The organism is Petrocella sp., assembly GCF_059865615.1.
Map to the genome: position 1 here is coordinate 14,198 of NZ_JCBCDA010000072.1, position 14,860 is coordinate 29,057.

The 14,860-nt window shown below is 37.1% G+C and carries 12 protein-coding genes; 1 reads left to right on the plus strand and 11 read right to left on the minus strand.

Features of this window, described 5'->3' with window-relative positions; translation table 11 throughout:
- Nucleotides 1-40: 40 nt before the first annotated feature.
- From nspC to AC6F8J_RS08600, 11 genes are all read right to left on the minus strand, one after another.
- A complete protein-coding gene (gene nspC / locus AC6F8J_RS08550; RefSeq protein ID WP_500722555.1) occupies nt 41-1,210 on the minus strand; it encodes a carboxynorspermidine decarboxylase in 1,170 nt (389 codons plus the stop codon).
- A gap of 1 nt (nt 1,211) precedes the next feature.
- Nucleotides 1,212-2,411: a saccharopine dehydrogenase C-terminal domain-containing protein gene (locus tag AC6F8J_RS08555; RefSeq protein WP_500722557.1), complete on the minus strand. Its 1,200-nt coding sequence runs from the start codon at nt 2,409-2,411 to the stop codon at nt 1,212-1,214.
- A gap of 96 nt (nt 2,412-2,507) precedes the next feature.
- Nucleotides 2,508-4,421: a biosynthetic arginine decarboxylase gene (gene speA / locus AC6F8J_RS08560; protein ID WP_500722559.1), complete on the minus strand. Its 1,914-nt coding sequence runs from the start codon at nt 4,419-4,421 to the stop codon at nt 2,508-2,510.
- A gap of 252 nt (nt 4,422-4,673) precedes the next feature.
- Nucleotides 4,674-5,423, minus strand: a complete 750-nt coding sequence (locus tag AC6F8J_RS08565; RefSeq protein ID WP_500722561.1) for a tRNA pseudouridine synthase A — start codon at nt 5,421-5,423, stop codon at nt 4,674-4,676.
- Between the two features lie 44 nt (nt 5,424-5,467).
- Complete coding sequence (locus AC6F8J_RS08570) at nt 5,468-7,594, minus strand: methyl-accepting chemotaxis protein (RefSeq protein WP_500722563.1); 2,127 nt, start codon at nt 7,592-7,594, stop codon at nt 5,468-5,470.
- 115 nt (nt 7,595-7,709) lie between these two features.
- On the minus strand, nt 7,710-8,480 hold the full coding sequence (locus tag AC6F8J_RS08575; protein WP_500722565.1) for an NYN domain-containing protein: 771 nt from the start codon (nt 8,478-8,480) through the stop codon (nt 7,710-7,712).
- 31 nt (nt 8,481-8,511) lie between these two features.
- Nucleotides 8,512-8,928 (minus strand): SH3 domain-containing protein, encoded by a 417-nt coding sequence (locus AC6F8J_RS08580; RefSeq protein WP_500722567.1) that lies wholly within the window; start codon nt 8,926-8,928, stop codon nt 8,512-8,514.
- A 103-nt stretch (nt 8,929-9,031) separates the two neighbouring features.
- The gene (locus AC6F8J_RS08585) at nt 9,032-9,604 is read right to left on the minus strand and encodes a hypothetical protein (protein ID WP_500722569.1); all 573 of its coding nucleotides are present in this window, start codon (nt 9,602-9,604) and stop codon (nt 9,032-9,034) included.
- Between the two features lie 23 nt (nt 9,605-9,627).
- Nucleotides 9,628-10,263, minus strand: a complete 636-nt coding sequence (locus AC6F8J_RS08590; protein ID WP_500722571.1) for a macro domain-containing protein — start codon at nt 10,261-10,263, stop codon at nt 9,628-9,630.
- Nucleotides 10,264-10,299: 36 nt separating this feature from the next.
- Nucleotides 10,300-11,745, minus strand: a complete 1,446-nt coding sequence (locus AC6F8J_RS08595; RefSeq protein ID WP_500722573.1) for a hypothetical protein — start codon at nt 11,743-11,745, stop codon at nt 10,300-10,302.
- A 151-nt stretch (nt 11,746-11,896) separates the two neighbouring features.
- Complete coding sequence (locus tag AC6F8J_RS08600; protein ID WP_500722574.1) at nt 11,897-13,132, minus strand: oxygen-binding di-iron domain-containing protein; 1,236 nt, start codon at nt 13,130-13,132, stop codon at nt 11,897-11,899.
- A 274-nt stretch (nt 13,133-13,406) separates the two neighbouring features.
- Between AC6F8J_RS08600 and AC6F8J_RS08605 the strand changes: the two genes are divergently transcribed.
- Nucleotides 13,407-14,860, plus strand: a 1,454-nt coding sequence (locus AC6F8J_RS08605; protein WP_500722576.1) for a phospho-sugar mutase, incomplete at its 3' end; no start/stop codon positions are given.

Here is a 14,860-nt window from a genome sequence, read left to right on the forward strand (position 1 = left end):
ATTTAATGATACCATAGGATAATGAAATGTCAATTTATTATTATAATCTTCTTTTATAATCTTCATATCCAAAATCTTTAAGAATCCTGATGCCTTCATTATTGGCCAAAGCAATCGAGGGTAGATTCACGCCATTAAAAGTATTGTTCTTGACCATGGTGTAATGAGCCATATCTGTAAAGACCAAACGATCTCCGATTTCTAAGGGTTTTTCGAAAGCATAATCACCAACAATATCTCCGGCCAAACAGGTTAATCCACCTAAGCGATATATATAAGGTAATTCACCTGGTTTCTTGGCGCCTATGATTTCCGGACGATAAGGCATCTCGATGACATCCGGCATATGACATGCCGCTGAAGCATCAATAATAGCCAAATCCATCTGATTATTTATAAGGTCCATCACTTCCGTTACTAAAAAACCGGTATTTAAAGCAATGGCTTCTCCTGGCTCAAGATAGACTTGAACATCATAAGCAGACTTAATTCTATTTACAACCTTAATCAAGCGATCTACATCATAATCCGCTCTGGTAATATGATGACCGCCACCAAAATTAATCCATTTCATTTGATGAAAATACTTGCCAAACTTGGCTTCAACCACTTCCATAGTACGCTCTAAAGTGTCTGAGTTTTGTTCACACATGGTATGAAAATGAAGACCATCGATACCTTCTAATTGATCCGGTTCAAACTGGGATAATGTCACACCTAATCTTGAACCGATATAGCAAGGATCATAGATAGGTGTTTTAATCTCAGAGTATTCAGGATTAATACGAATACCACATTCAATTTTTTTGTGGTTAACAGACATAACTTTATCTTTATAACGACGCCACTGGTCAAAGGAATTAAATACAATATGATCACAAATGGATAAGATTTCATCCATTTCTTTTTCCTTATATGCCGGTGCATAAATATGCACCTCTTTGCCCATTTCTTCATGGCCTAACCGAGCCTCATTTAATGCGCTGGATGTTATACCCGCAAGCACTTTCCCAATCTGTGGAAAAGTGGCATACATAGAAAATCCCTTAAGTGCTAAAAGTATCTTACACCCTGTCTCCTCTTGTACTTGGGCAAGTACATCCAGATTTTTCTGAAGCAAACGTTCATCTACTACGTAACAAGGTGTCGGAACCTGATTAAAGTCGATATTTATATGGATTTCTTTGTTCATATCTTTGTTCTCATCCATATTAATCTACCAATGTAGGGTTAAAGTCTTCTAACCATGGAAGACCTTGTTTACTCAGTTCCTCCATGAATGGATCCGGATCCATTTCTTCAACATTATAAACACCTGGCTTTTTCCATTTACCTTCAAGCAAAAGCTTGGCCCCAATCATCGCCGGTACCCCAGTTGTATAGGATATGGCTTGTGATCCGACTTCTGCAAAGCAAGCCTCATGATCACATACATTATAAACATAATAGGTCTTAGGTTGACCGTCTTTTATTCCTGTGAAAATACAACCGATATTGGTTTTACCTTTTGTTCGTGGACCTAAGCTAGCAGGATCCGGTAATATGGCCTTTAAAAATTGTAAAGGCTGAATTTCCATGCCTTCATACATAATCGGTTTTATAGACGTCATGCCTACATTTTCAAGAACATTTAAGTGGGTGATATATTTCTCTGAAAAAGTCATGAAAAATCGAATTTTCTTAAGACCTTTAATATTTTGGGTCAGAGATTCCAACTCTTCATGGTATAGAAGGTACATGTCTTTATCCCCAATTTGAGGAAAGTTATAGACACGTTTGATTTCAAGAGGTTCTGTTTCAACCCATTCTCCTTGTTCCCAATATCTACCTCTGGCTGTGATTTCTCTAATGTTTATCTCAGGATTGAAATTGGTTGCAAAAGGATAGCCGTGATCACCAGCATTGGCATCTAGAATATCAATCGTATGTATCTCATCAAAATAATGCTTCATGGCATAAGCTGAGAAAACACCGGTAACACCAGGATCAAAACCGCTACCTAATATGGCTGTAAGACCTGCTTTTTCAAATTTTTCTCTATAGGCCCATTGCCATTTGTATTCGAATTTTGGTATGTCCAGCGGTTCATAGTTGGCTGTATCAAGATAATGAACACTGGTAGCAAGACAAGCATCCATGATGGTTAAGTCTTGGTAAGGCAATGCTACGTTTAAAACCATATCCGGTTTATATGCATTGATCAGCTCTATTAATGCTTCTGTATCATCTGCATCTATTTGTGCTGTTGTAATCTTTGTTTTACCACCGTCTAGAACAGCCTTCATTGCGTCGCATTTTGATTTTGTACGACTGGCAATACATATTTCCTCAAATACTTCAGGGTTTTGACAGCATTTATGTACAACCACATTGGCAACACCGCCAGCACCAATTATTAAGACTTTTCCCATTTTATTACCTCCTGTTTTACTTTCAAATTTAGTCAACCCTCTAAGCTTTTATCCTTGGAGGGTTGAGTTAGATTATGGTTGTCTTTCATTATAAGTCTATCTTTCGTAGTAAGTATACCCTCTTAAGCCATTGTCAAAGGAGAGCATGATTTCCTTTCGGTCACTTGGCGTCATTAAGCCTTCTCTTATGGCCTCTTCCGCAGTTTCTCTAAAATTCGCTCGCATTTGCTTTACATCAAACTCCACATAAGATAGTACGTCTTCTACACTATCCCCTTGAATCTCCTTAATCAGTTCAAAGCTACCATCTTTGTTAATACGAACACTAATGACATTGGTGTCTCCGAATAGATTATGTAAGTCTCCTAGTGTTTCTTGATAGGCACCAACTAAAAAAATTCCTAAATAGTATTCATCTTTTTGCAACTCGTGAAGGGGTAATGTGGATCTTTCATCATGTAGGTCAATAAATCTATCAATCTTACCATCACAATCACAGGTAATATCTGCAATAACGGCGTTTCGCTTCGGCAGTTCAAGCAATCTATGAATGGGCATAACGGGAAATAACTGATCGATGGCCCAACTGTCAGGGATTGACTGAAAGACTGAGAAGTTGCAATAATAAATATCTGCAATCGCACTTTCAATGTCTTCAAGTTCCGGTGGTGCAAATTTCAACTTCTTTTTAGCCTTGGCGATTTGATGAATCGTATTCCAAAAAATCTTTTCAGAGAAAGAACGATCCCGCAGACTAATCCGGCCATGTTTAAACATATCTTTAATCTCATCTCTATAGTAAAGCGCATCGTTATAACATTCTTGAATATTTTTATGATTAATGCTCTTATTCACTTCATATAGATTTCTAATTTGTTCCGGCAAGGATTCGTCCAATTTTTCTGGAATCTCATACTCTTCAAAAACAGCCACATCCAGTACATTGAAAAGTAAAATAGAATAATATGCAACCAATGCACGTCCTGATTCGGTAATGATTATCGGATGGGGTGTTTCTCTTTGATCCATAACACGCATAACCGCTTCTACCACGTCCATACAATATTCATCTACTGTATAGTTTCTACTGTTGGTATAATTGGTACTGGAACCGTCATAATCGATGGCCAACCCTCCGCCTAGATCTAGGTAGCCCATGGTAGCGCCTTCATTCACCAATTCAGCATAGACCCTTGCAGCTTCAAGTACAGCATTCCTAATATCTCGAATATTCGGAATCTGGGAACCCAAATGGTAGTGTAACAACTTAAGACTGTCAAGCATGTCTTTTGCCTTCAGCTCATCTACAATCTCAATGATTTGAGACATATTAAGTCCAAAAATGCTACGGTCACCACCGGAATCTGTCCAGTGTCCGCCGGCTTTTGCCGATAGCTTGATTCGAACGCCAATATTCGGCTTAATGTTTAGAATTTTTGATCTTTCTAAAATAATATCCAGTTCATTGGGCATCTCTATAACAAAAAAACAATTGAAGCCCATTTTAGTCGCGTAAAGACCTAAATCGATGAATTCTTCATCTTTATAGCCATTACAAATAAGGCAAGATTCTTTATCCTTAATATGGGACAAAGCCGCGATGAGTTCCGGTTTACTACCCACTTCAAGGCCATGATGATATTTCTGCCCAAACTTAGTAACTTCTTCAACAACCTGTTGTTGTTGGTTCACTTTTATAGGATAGACGCCTCTATAAACGCCTTTATAATCTAAAGACTTCATCGCTTTGGCAAAAGATTCATTTAAGTATGTAATTTGCGAATCCAACAAATTCTCAAACCTTAATAGGACAGGCATATCTAGACCTCTGTCCTTAACACCGGATACAATATCCATGAGACTTACGGCTGATTTTTTATCGCTATAGGGATTAACTAATACTTCGCCTTCATCTGAAATGGAAAAGTAAGTACTCCCCCAGTTCTTAATACCGTATAATTCTTCAGATTTTTCTTTGGTCCAACGACCAAGTAATTCTGTTTTATTCATAACCACTTTCCTTCCGTTCACATATTGCCTATCGAACCAACCCCTTGTTTCATAAAGATATAAAAGGACTATGACAAAAATATCATGTCATGGGTTACTTGTCAACATTTCATTCTTTCATTTAATCTTTTAGGGTTAGAATAACCGGACAATGATTGCTTCCCATATTTGTGGATGAATCATTACATCTTCTGGTTCATAAGTGTCTCCTTTTGATGCGTATCATTAAAAGGCTTCCTATTTACTACAACACTATTCGTAGCTTACCTTCTTAAGACATAAAGCGTGAGCCATAGCTTTATGGCCTACGTCTTTATTATCTCTGGTTTTAAACCCTCGGTGAATAGAATCTACCTTTCGTTCAAGAAAACCAATCTGAATCAAAGTACCTATAATGTACCTTTCCATATTCAGCAAATATCCATTTGCAGTCATGGAGATGATTACTTCAACATCCGTTTCCACTATGTCCATCGATTGAATTTCTTTGATGGTACTTCCTGACTTACTTTTGGTTGCATAAGCTGCAAAGTCATGACTTCCCATGAAAATCTTAGCGCCTTCTCGCATTAATGTCACGTCTAATGGCTTATCCATCACATTGACAAGTTGTCTTTCAAAAAGTGGTCGCCTAGGTGCATTCTTTTTCCATAATCTATAAGTATAGGTAATCTGCCTTGCAAGGTATCGACTATGAAATCGTTCATCCACTTTCTCAACTGAAAGTGTGATGATATCATCCGGTAGATAGGTTTCAAAGTACTCATAAATACCCTTTTCATTCATGCCCGTATCCGGAGCATGAAAGTTAACTACTTGGTAATGTGCGCTAACCCCTGCATCCGTATTAACAGCACTAATAACCTCAATGTCTTTTTCATATAGCTTATAGAGAATTGCTTCTAGCTTAGCTTGGATACTTTGCCCGCTATTTGTTTTTGTTTTTCGATAGCCTTTATATCTTCTACCGTCATAAGCAATGATTATTTTATAATTTTGCATGGTATCCTTTCCGGATCTTTGATTATTAGTTTACTCTATCAAGGTCATACTTGAAAATTCTTAATGTTGTTATCCATCTTTTCTATGACCTGTGACAATTTCAAGGCCATTTCAGATAAATGTTCTGCCGAAGCCGTTTGTTCTTCACCTGTACTTAGGACTTCTTCAATGGCAGCGGCGGATTGTTGTGCAACGGCTGCTATACTATTAATCGACTCTGTAGCCTTTTGTTCTATTTCTTCTAAGCCAAAGAGTAGAATATATACATTGTCCACTTCATGAATAATGCTATCCATATCTTTAACAATATCTGCAAATGTGGTACCTGTGTTCTTGGCAGCTTCTTCTTGTCTTTGATAAATAGCTTCTCCACTTTCAATCATATTGCTTGTTTTTTGCGTTGCTGTATTTATATTTGTGACGATGGCACTAATACTTTTTGCGGCTTCACTGGATTGACTTGCTAGTTTTCTAACTTCGTCAGCTACAACAGCGAACCCTTTACCTGCGTCCCCTGCTCGTGCCGCTTCTATAGCTGCATTAAGAGCCAAGAGGTTGGTTTGAGAACTAATAGCATTAATCATATCAATGATGCCCAAGATTTCTTTGAACTGTGTGGTCAATTGATTCATGTCCCGTTTAATATCATTAAATAATACAATGGTCTCTGTTGTTGTTGCGTTCAAATCGTCAATTGTAGAGGACGCTTCTACACTTGTTTTTTTAGTTCTGGTTGTTACCCTAACCACTTCATTGAAGCTTTCTTCTGTCTTATTCATTTCTGTAACCAATTCTTTGATTACCTCTGCCGCTCTTTCTGAATCATGAGCCTGTTCTGTAGCCCCTTCTGATAATGACTCAACTGCTTCTATGACTTCTTTAGATGCCAAAGCAGAATGAGACGCTATGCTTTTTAATTCTTCAGAATCTGTGGCAACTTCACTGGTAATCTCACCTGTCTCTTTAATAATCTGTGCCATATTTTCCGTCATGGCATTAAAACTCTCTGAGAGTTGACCTATTTCATACTTGCCTTTGATCACACTGCGTACGGTCAAATCACCTAACTCTACTGCTTTCATTTTTCTACGTATGTAATCAATTGGCTTTGCAATATTAAATGCCAACAATAGTCCTATAACAATCGCCAAGACAAAAGAGCATATAACTATAAGGGTTGCCAAAGATTTCATATTATTGATGCCGCCATAAATGGTAGCTGTTGGTATTTCAGCTACATACATCCAACCATTTGCCAATTCTTTGAAAACCACCATGGTTTCGGTGTTCACTTGACGATTAGTAACAAAAGAACCATTTGCAATAGATGTCTCATTATCACTACTTTCAATACTTTGGATTGCCTTACCTATAAGCTCATCAGATATGCCAATCATACTACCCACTTCGGTCGTCTCATCTGAAGAAACCACCACTTGACCGTTCATGTCAACAATTGACATTTTTGTCCCTTGTCCTAGCTTTTCGGGGTCCAAAATACTGGTTAAATAAGTAGGTTCAATCGCCAACATCATAACTGCTGGCTTTGTCATATCATATACATTGCCCACGGTCTTATACAAAAAGATATCTGATGTACCATACAAACCATAAGTCCAATACGGTTGTGAGCCTGATTCTAATACTTGAGCTCTTAATTCACTGGCCATAAAGTTTTCTATAAACGAAGCATCACTTAAATAGTCAATATTGGCATAATCTATTATTTCATTTTCCTTTATAAAGGCTACAGTTTTTAGCTCTGGTTTGGTTACATTAAGTGAAACATAAAGTGCCCTTATATTATCCCTTCGTTCTTGAATGAAGGTAAATGTATTATCATATTCTTCAGGTGATCGACTAACCAATTGGGTGATTTTAACATTATATAAAAAAAGCTTAGAATCCGAGTCAATGGCCTCTAACTTAAGATTGGCCTGCTCTGTAACTTGATCTGCTAACGCAAGGTTCGCTTTTTGTACCTCTTCTAATATTGATTCCTTCCCATTGGTAAAGAGCATCATAGCAACTATGGCTATGGGAATGATTGAAATTAGAACGTGGGATAACGTAAGCTTAAGCTTAATGGACATACTTTCGTTCATCCTTTTTTCTTGATTGACAACAGCCGTCTTGACTTGCTTCGTGAACATTTTTTTCTCCGTTTTCATATGCGCACCTTTAATCCTTTTTTATTTTAGTTGTAGTTTCTATCATTCATACTCAATGAATGAATCGAATCACCCTATGTTATAATTGTACCTAATTCGTTTTGAGCGTAAACACCTACCTTTTCTTTGGTTTTTCTTCCTTGTTTTTAATATAATAATTGATGCCGTATAAGCTATTAGGATTCTTACGTTTTAACACATCAAATTGCTCAAGACTTAAAATCAATGGTGATAGCTTTGAATGACCATAGTTTCTTGTATCAAAATCTGGGTACCTTTTATTCAATCTTGTACCAACCTCACCAAGATTAACCCAACCTTCTTCGTCCGAAGCCTCAGTAATTATAGTTTTAATAGACTGAATTAATGCTTGCTTACTGGTGATGCCTTCTTTTCTTGCTTCTTCTTTTGCCGGTACCTTATCTGACTTCACTTCGCCACTTGGTGGTGCTGCCAGTACTTCAAGATACTTGAATATCTCACATGCTGAAATAAATGGTGTCGGTGTTTTTTTCTCACCCATACCGACCACATACATACCCGCTTCCCTAAGTCTGGCTGCTAATCTTGTAAAATCACTATCACTGGATACTATGCAAAAACCATCTACATGACTTGAATATAAAATATCCATAGCATCAATAATCAAAGCCGCATCCGTTGCATTTTTTCCGGTGGTATAGCTATATTGCTGAATGGGAGAAATAGAATAATTGAGTAACACATTCTTCCATGAAGCAAGATTAGGTTTTGTAAAATCCCCATATATTCTCTTATAGGTTGGGGTTCCATGATTAGATATCTCATCCATAATATATTTAATGTATTTTTCCGAAACATTATCTGCATCAATTAAAACTGCAATCTTTTTATCTTTTTCATCCATCTACTTGGAACCTCACTCTTCTAATCCATCTCTAATTGCTTGTATCTGCTACATCTTCATCGTCTATGGCAATACTGTATGAACCGAAAATCCAACCGAAAATATCCTGATCTGTTTTAATCATGTACCATACTTGATCATCAGCGTCTACCGCCTCATTTAAGACTTCAAAAACATCATCTTCCTTGACCTTATCCACAATGGCACTATTGATTGAAGCCTCTTCGCGTACATTTAGAACATCCGCAATAATCTGAACATGTAAAGCATCTCTTTCTTCCAGCTCCAGTATCGGCTCCGGTTCTTCAGGTGTTGTATCCACAACCTGAATATCTATAGATTCAGTTGATTCTTCACTTGGCTCTAGCCCCTCTATGGGTCTACAGCCTGTTAATAATATAAAAACTATTATAAGTAAAAAGCTTTTTACCCTATTTTCTTTATTCATAAGTTTTCTCCAAATTGAAATTGCAACCAAACCTTATTATAACGTATAAATATCTTCTTACAAACCCTATTGTGATTTGTATCGATATAGCAGGGGGTATACCTTAAGATCGATCTAATAGTAGCATACCACACTTTTTACAATTTGGCGTTTCGAATACATCAATTTTATAAATAGGATTTTCTGTGCCACACATAGTGCAGATAATCATCTTTATCGGTTGGGTGTGTTCAGATTCTGTATGCTCCGTATGAAGCTTTTTCTCAAGCTCTTCAACCGACACAATGGTGTCAATATGAACTTTTTCAATGGTCAAATCTGGTAGGGCATTTTGTTGATTTTCAGATCTTGTTTTTTTACCGCCTGTATTTAACACCTCATTTTTTTGCTCATTCAAAAAATCTGCAGGTGCATCCAGACACACATCTACAAGATTACCTGCCTCGCCTGCAAAAGTCTTCTTTTCCGACATAACAACATCATCTTGTCGAGGTTTCGGAACAAATTTTCTTTCTTCTTTGAAATCTTTTGAAAACCCAAAGTCTTTATTTTTCTGAGTTTGTAGAATCATGTAAATTACCTTGGCTATGATTGCAATGAATCCAAGCGGCGGAAATATGAAAAATAGTAAAATAACAACACCCCAAGACTTATCAATTGATATATTTTGTCGCATAATCATCCATCTCCTTTTAACCCTCAACAATATTTCTTAAATGCTTCATATGTGTTTTTATCCTGGCAAACCATCAGAATTTTTTCCAGATGCTCATGGTCACTGCAAAAGGCTTTTATTGTTCTAATAGCTATCTTAGCTGCTTCCTCAATTGGATAACCATATGCGCCTGTACTAATGGATTGAAGTGCAATTGATTTTATAGGATGCTGCTCAAAGTAATCCATCAGTTCAGATTTTGTGTCTTGTGTATATGATTTTTTTGCGGATGCTTCCAAATGGCCAATATATTTGTCCAGTACATCCAAACATTGTTTCATATAGTACTTTTTGTAATTAACTGTCAACATCAGCACAGCTTGATATGTGTCGGCCAGAAGATCATCTTCAAAATACATGCCACCCGCATATCTTGGACCAACGGCATGAATAATCCACCCAATCCCCTTGGCTTCAAGATCATAAGACATGGTCATTTTGGCTTTGCCCGTTGAACAGCCTCCCAGTTCACCACATTCTTTCTCTAGATTTTCGCCTGCATATTTATAAATGAGGTCATTTAGACCACCTTTATAATCTAAGTTCTGATTGGTTAGGTTCAAAATAACATCTACCTTTTGTTCTAGCAACTCTCCCTTAATCAGTTCAAACTTAATCATATCCATCTCCTATACAAGACATTATTGGTCCCCTCTTTATTGACCGGCAACGGTCTCTAATTCTCTTAGAAACGTATTGACACCAAGATGCCAGTTGGTATCTTCTGCATACTTTCTGTTGATCCATTTGACTGGGTCTTCATCATGGGGTCGATTCTCACTTAAAGTTAAGATTGTTCTTGAAGCAATTCGTGTTGCCTCATCAAAATCTGTATTATAAATCTGCCAACTTACGTAAACATTATAAGGATTATTAATCATTTGCTCCGCAAAATCATGATCCTTCTGAACAAAATTCTGTTCCTGCCCTGTAATGGCAACCAAGAGTAACGGATTAACACCATATAACTCAGATATATCGATAAGATTTTCCAGATATATATCTTCACTGATTTTAGCATTACGTGCTTCAAGCCATTTTTTTAGCGCCATTTTGTTTATTTTTTTATACTGGATGCTGGCATCTAAATGGCTGGCATCAATACGAATATTATTTTCTTCCTCATGCTTTCCTTCTTCTGTAAACTCTCCTATTTTAACCGGGTTTGTCATATACAAATCGTTTTGAACAGCGGCGTTCTCTTCTTTTGTATTAAGCTTTTCAATTAATGCAAAGGCTACCATCATCAATACAACAACACTTACAATAATTATAGCAAATTGCTTAATGTCCTTCTTATAATCACCATGATTCAAATAGTTTTTTAATCTCGCAAACCAAGTTAACGCTTCTTCTAAATCATTTTGAGCAGATCTTAGAATCAAAGGTTCAATCGTTCTTTCTCGTTCCACCACTCTAACCGGTCGAGGATCTTTAACTTCTTCAGCGGGCATAGACAGGTCCAATTGAAGGTCCTCCTCTATATTGCTTACATCTTCAAAGTTATTCGGCGTTGATATTTTCACTACCTGATCGATTGAACCCTCATAATTGGTATTAAAGAATCTATCATCTAATGTTTTAGGATCAAGTAGTAGATATTCTGAATCCACATATGTCGTCGCATTAGCGGTGAAAGCAGCTTCTAATTGTTTAAGCAAGGCTTGACTTTCTTCGTCAACTTCTTCTGCTGGATTTTCCAGATGAAGTTCTTCTTTTACAACCTGTGTTATTTTTAGTAAGGTTTGTTGATTAACCGGTATGGACTGTTGATGGTTAATCCAACTGGTCAAGTGTTCTATAAAGGCGTCTTCATCCAATCCCAGACCCACACATGTTTTCATAATATCATAAGCACAGATTACAAAAACATCTTTTTGCGAAATCTCAGAAAATAGTGCTTCTTTTATTCGCTTCTGATCATCTCTTCTAAATTCTCGTATGTGATCATTAATGATTTTATGGATGGCATCGGCAAAAACCCTGACTCTATAAGCACTTGTTGAATCAGGGTATTTTTTTTCAATATACTGTTTGAGTAAATCTACAGATTTTTGATAGATGATTTCTTTTTTCTTAAGGTTGTTGATGATTTCTACCATAGCCATATTCACTCAATTCTATGATTAAAGCTTCAAAATCATATGGTTTAACTTTCACCTACATCTGTATGTGAATATAGATAAACTTAGTTTTGACCCTCTAACCATTTTATTAAATAACATTTCAAGCCAATACTATTGATAAACGCTCTTAAACTGTTACGACTGTATCTGATACACCGATCATGTCCATCAACTGAGCAACACCTTCGTCCATTTTTTTATAATCTGATTCAAGAGCCGCTCCTTTGAATTCAACCGGATCAACAAACGTCCACTTCATGCCTTTATGTTTCATAATCTCATCTAGTTCTTTTTGTGCACCGCCGGACCAACCATAGGAACCAATTCTAAGTGCTTTACGATTATGAACCTTCTTGTTACCAAGTTCTTCAAGAACCGCCGCCATAGGTGGAAACATCTTGTATTCATAGGTAGGCATTGCAAGAATTATTGCAGGCGAATTCCATACAGACGCCAAAATGGTTCCCCATGATGTCTCAGGTACTCTATGTACGTTCACCTTAACCTCATATTGTTTAAGCTTTTCAATAATATGAAGCACCGCCTTTTCAGTCATACCATACATAGAGCCATAAAGCACGGTGACTTCATGTAAATCAGCTTCCTTCTGGTATGCAACGTACCGTTTATAATCCTCTATGATTTTACTGGGATTCTTTCGCCATACTAAGCCATGTCCGGGAGCGACGACTTTAATCTCTATATCTTTTAACTTATCTAACGCTTTTTTCGTAAAATCAGAGAAAGTCGCTACGATATTCGAATAGTATCTAACACCCTCTTCTTCAAATATAACCAGTTCCTCTTCTGTTAAATCTTCATCAAAATGCTTACCTTCAATGTGACCATAGGTTCCAAAAACGTCACATGAAAACAATGTACTGGTGCTTGTATCATAGGTCACCATAGCATCCGGCCAATGTACATTAGGTACGGTTGCAAATGACAGAATACGCCCATTCCCAAGATCTAGTGTATCCCCATCCTTAACCACACGAATATTATCTACACGACCATAAAATGCTTCAAGCAGCTGTTCTGCAGGTTTGGTACAGATTATACTTAGATTCGCATTGATACTTCTTAAATCTTCAAGCCATCCTGAGTGGTCCGGCTCCATATGGTTAATAATCAAATAATCTACATCGTCTATTTTCATGTCCATCTGGTCTAACATCTCAAAAAGATGTTCCGGAACGCCATCCCAGCCACAAACACCATCTACTAACGCTATTTTCTCACCTTTGACAATATAGGAGTTAACAGAAACCCCTCTTGGAATTTCCCAAATCCCTTCAAATAATATATTATCTAAAGAAACACTTAGTTTATATATATCTTCACTTAATTTTGATATATTCATATTAACACCTCTTTCGTTTATACGATATAAGTTTTCACTCGTGTTAATTATACATGATTTTGTTCTATAAATCATCAATAAATTCCAATAACCTTAATTTCTACTAAAGACAAAACTTATTTGATTTACTAATCGACTCATTTCTAGCAGATACATAATGACATAATGACATATTTCTTTTCATGTCCATTAATGTTATACTCATATAAGTTAGTAAAGCGTCATATATTAGAAAACAAGCCTTGTTTTCAGAATAGCGAAAAGGAGTGATCATATGAATTATATGGATGTATACGAATCATGGCTAAAAAGTGATTACGTAGATGAAGACACCAAAAAAGAATTATTAAGAATAAAAGATGACACCACCCAAATCCAAGACCGGTTTTACAAATCTCTCGAATTCGGTACAGCAGGACTTAGAGGTAAATTAGGAGCCGGAACCAATCGAATGAACTCATATATCATCGCCAAAGTTACACAAGGTATTGCCAATTATATCACCGATTATGGTAAATCTTACATGGACAGTGGCGTCGTTATTGCCTATGATAACCGACATTTCGCACCTGAGTTCGCTAAACTTACAGCATTGGTTTTTGCCGCTAATGGTATTAAAGCTTATCTTTTTGATCGTTTAAAACCAACCCCTGAGTTATCTTATACCCTTAGACAATTAAACGCTGTCTCCGGCATTAATGTAACCGCTAGCCATAATCCTAAAGAATATAGTGGCTATAAAGTCTACTGGGAAGACGGTGCACAGGTATTGGATGATATCGCAGATGGTATGACCGAAAAAATCAACCAAGTGCCTATCTTTGGCGGTGCTAAAATTATTTCGGAAGAAGAAGCCATTCATCAAGGCTTATTGGTTATGCTTGGTCAAAAAGAAGACGATGCCTATATTAAAATGGTTAAGTCTCTGTCCCTTCGTGATCAGGCTGTGGACAAGAATATCAAAGTCGTCTTTACGCCACTAAACGGAACCGGTAGTATACCGGTTATGCGCGTACTTTGTGAAAAAGGCTATACTGATATCACCATTGTCCCTGAACAGGAACATCCTGACCCAAATTTCACAACCGTTGATTATCCAAATCCTGAAGATCCACGGGCTTTTGAATATGCCGAAAAATTAGGTTTATCTATTGGTGCTGAGCTTCTTATTGCAACCGATCCTGATGCCGACCGATTAGCGATTGAAGTGCTAGATTCAAGTGGTCATTATATTCCCTTTAACGGTAATCAAACCGGCGCCATCCTTGTACAATATATTGCAGCAAGCATGAAAGAAAATGGCACATTACCTAATAAACCAGCCATTGTCAAATCTATTGTTACTGGTGATTTAGGTAAGGTTATTGCGGCCAATTATGGCTTTACCACTTTTGAATCTTTAACCGGATTTAAGAACATTTGTGGCCGCATACCGGATCTTGCAAATGAAGGGTATCAATATATTATGGGCTATGAAGAAAGTATTGGCTATAGTGTGGGCACAAGTGTCCGCGATAAAGATGGTGTTAGTGCTACTATGCTGCTTTGTGAAGCAGCCGGCTATTACAAATCCAAGGGCAAGACCCTATTGGATGTACTTAATGAAATCTATGAAACCTATGGCTATTACAAAGAAAAGCAAATCTCTTTAGTGCTAGATGGTGTAGAAGGGCAAGGTCGAATCGGACGCATGATGACCCATTATCGAGCTCATTATCCGAAGTCAAT

Bases quoted from the DNA above. Each gene is read 5' to 3' on its own strand.
- nspC (WP_500722555.1), bottom strand. From the start codon at position 1,210: ATGGATGAGAACAAAGATATGAACAAAGAAATCCATATAAATATCGAC.
- AC6F8J_RS08585 (WP_500722569.1), bottom strand. From the start codon at position 9,604: ATGCGACAAAATATATCAATTGATAAGTCTTGGGGTGTTGTTATTTTA.
- AC6F8J_RS08570 (WP_500722563.1), bottom strand. From the start codon at position 7,594: ATGAAAACGGAGAAAAAAATGTTCACGAAGCAAGTCAAGACGGCTGTT.
- AC6F8J_RS08555 (WP_500722557.1), bottom strand. From the start codon at position 2,411: ATGGGAAAAGTCTTAATAATTGGTGCTGGCGGTGTTGCCAATGTGGTT.
- speA (WP_500722559.1), bottom strand. From the start codon at position 4,421: ATGAATAAAACAGAATTACTTGGTCGTTGGACCAAAGAAAAATCTGAA.
- AC6F8J_RS08565 (WP_500722561.1), bottom strand. From the start codon at position 5,423: ATGCAAAATTATAAAATAATCATTGCTTATGACGGTAGAAGATATAAA.
- AC6F8J_RS08590 (WP_500722571.1), bottom strand. From the start codon at position 10,263: ATGATTAAGTTTGAACTGATTAAGGGAGAGTTGCTAGAACAAAAGGTA.
- AC6F8J_RS08575 (WP_500722565.1), bottom strand. From the start codon at position 8,480: ATGGATGAAAAAGATAAAAAGATTGCAGTTTTAATTGATGCAGATAAT.
- AC6F8J_RS08595 (WP_500722573.1), bottom strand. From the start codon at position 11,745: ATGGTAGAAATCATCAACAACCTTAAGAAAAAAGAAATCATCTATCAA.
- AC6F8J_RS08580 (WP_500722567.1), bottom strand. From the start codon at position 8,928: ATGAATAAAGAAAATAGGGTAAAAAGCTTTTTACTTATAATAGTTTTT.
- AC6F8J_RS08600 (WP_500722574.1), bottom strand. From the start codon at position 13,132: ATGAATATATCAAAATTAAGTGAAGATATATATAAACTAAGTGTTTCT.